Genomic DNA, 227 nt, shown 5'->3' with positions numbered 1-227 from the left:
CCAAATTGGCTCGACCCCATAGGCATCACGATACTGGTCTACAAAGTCAATTAACTCTTGATGCGACGGTCCAGCTCCGCCTGCGCAAAAAAAGCGCTCGCAGCCTTGAGGATGTCATTGGCTCGGCGCAGTTCCTTGTTCTCTCGCTCCAGTTGCTTGAGCCGCTCACGTTCATCCGTGGTCAATCCTGGGCGTTGGCCTGCATCTATTTCTTTGCGCTGCACCCA

The 227-nt window shown here is 54.6% G+C and carries 1 pseudogene and 1 other annotated feature; the pseudogene reads right to left on the bottom strand.

The features are described from left to right. Window positions 1-96 (bottom strand) — a sequence feature (AL1L pseudoknot). This feature is flagged as partial in the annotation. Further along, a pseudogene (locus tag QEP12_RS17005) lies at window positions 1-227 on the bottom strand (IS3 family transposase); the annotation flags it as partial. (Overlaps the previous feature by 96 nt.)

The organism is Comamonas jiangduensis, from assembly GCF_030162955.1.
Classification (GTDB): Bacteria; Pseudomonadota; Gammaproteobacteria; order Burkholderiales; family Burkholderiaceae_C; genus Comamonas; species Comamonas jiangduensis.
This window is presented reverse-complemented; position numbering and strand designations above follow the sequence as displayed.